The sequence below is a fragment of the Phenylobacterium sp. genome (assembly GCF_031412415.1).
In the GTDB taxonomy this organism is placed as follows: domain Bacteria; phylum Pseudomonadota; class Alphaproteobacteria; order Caulobacterales; family Caulobacteraceae; genus Phenylobacterium.
Genome location: NZ_JANOCX010000345.1, coordinates 1 through 1,654 on the forward strand (window position 1 = coordinate 1; position 1,654 = coordinate 1,654).

Below are 1,654 nucleotides of genomic sequence, written 5' to 3' on the forward strand. Positions count from 1 at the left end.
GCGCCGACGATGGCGCCTTCGCCGATTGTGAGATTGGGGAGGATCGTGGCGCCAGAGCCAATCGAGGCGCCCTTCTTCACGACCGTGGTCTCAACCTTCCAGTCCGCTTCGGTCTGGAGGTCACCTGTCGCCGTGGTCGCCCGCGGGTAGATGTCGTTGGTGAAAGTGACGCCGTGCCCGATGAAGACTTCATCCTCGATGGTCACGCCTTCGCAGATGAAGGTGTGGCTCGAGATCTTGCACCGCTTGCCGACCGTCACGCCCTTCTGGATCTCGACGCAGGCACCGATCTTGGTCTCGTCGCCAATCTCGCAGCCATAGAGGTTGATGAACTTCGACAGCTTGACGCCGGCGCCGAGCTTGACGTCCGGGGCAATCGCTACGAACTGATCCACGTTCAGCCGGCTCCCTTGACCATCGCGATGGGCGTGGCCGCCAGGATCCTGAGATCGCCCCAGAACGTGCGCGTGCGGCTGTACTCGAGGTCCATGCGGACCATTTCATCGAAGGTGGTGCGACTGCGGCCGTTGACCTGCCAGAGTCCGGTCACGCCAGGCTTGGCCTCCAGCACGCGACGGCGATGCCACGGCTGGTACTTCTCCACTTCGAAGGGCAGGGGCGGGCGCGGGCCGACCAACGACATGTCGCCGCGCAGCACGTTGAGGAACTGTGGCAGCTCGTCCAGGCTGGTCTTTCGCAGCCACCGACCCACCGCGGTGATCCGTGGATCGTTGGTCATCTTGAAGACTTCGCCACCTTCCCGCGGCTGCTTGCCGCTGGCGGTGATGAACCAGGTCACGTAGTCGTTGTGGATGGCATGCCCGGCGTCGACCCGCATGCTGCGGAACTTCAGCATCGTGAACGGCTCGCCGCGACGGCCGACGCGCGCCTGTCGAAACAGCGCCGGTCCAGATGACGTCAGCCTGACGGCCAGGAACGCCAGCAACATCACCGGCGCGAACAGTACCAGGAGGGCCAGACTGGCCACCACATCGACCGTCCGCTTGGCGGCATCAGCGGTGGCATCGCTGCGAACAGGCACGAACGCCTCCAGCAGCAGGTCGACCGGCGGCAAGTGAACGCCGGACTCGTTCCACGAGGTGCCGTGTACGTACACCCGCGTCGACAGACTCGCCTGCGCCTCCTTGCCGATCCGAGCGACGATTCTGCGCTGCAGGCGACGCACTGCCCGGTGCACAGCTTCATGCGTGGCGTCGGGCACGATGAGGCCGAGCACCGTGTCCTGCTCCAGCCAGCCGAGCGTATCCACGTCTCGTCTGGTGGCGACAGCGGCGCGAAGAATATCGTCCCAGCGTCCATCGTCGGGGGCTTCGTGGCCCCGGTCGATAACGATGACCGCGAACGAGGAATCGAGCCGGTCTGCGCGCTTGCGTTCCCGCACCAGCGCGTCCGACAACAGGCGCGGCCCCAGCACATAGGACTCGAGCCGGGGTGTATGACGCTTCCGATGCGCCGTGGGCGTCGAGACCCTGAACGCGCGCGCGGTTCGTCGCCCGCTACGCTCCAGACTATGAATTGTCGCGTTCACACATGCTCCCTACACCGCCGCGAGTTCTACGGCATCCGGCTGCACGACGCGCACGCGGAGACTGCGGCCAAGGTGGGCCGGCAGTCGGCGACGCAGACCGGACTC

The 1,654-nt window shown here is 65.5% G+C and carries 2 protein-coding genes; both read right to left on the reverse strand.

Annotated elements, in window-relative coordinates; genetic code table 11:
• On the reverse strand, positions 1–395 hold a 395-nt coding region (locus RMO04_RS16545; protein WP_309645869.1), incomplete at its 3' end, for an acyltransferase.
• Between the two features lie 2 nt (positions 396–397).
• Positions 398–1,417, reverse strand: a complete 1,020-nt coding sequence (locus tag RMO04_RS16550; protein ID WP_309645870.1) for a sugar transferase — start codon at positions 1,415–1,417, stop codon at positions 398–400.
• Positions 1,418–1,654 lie beyond the last annotated feature (237 nt).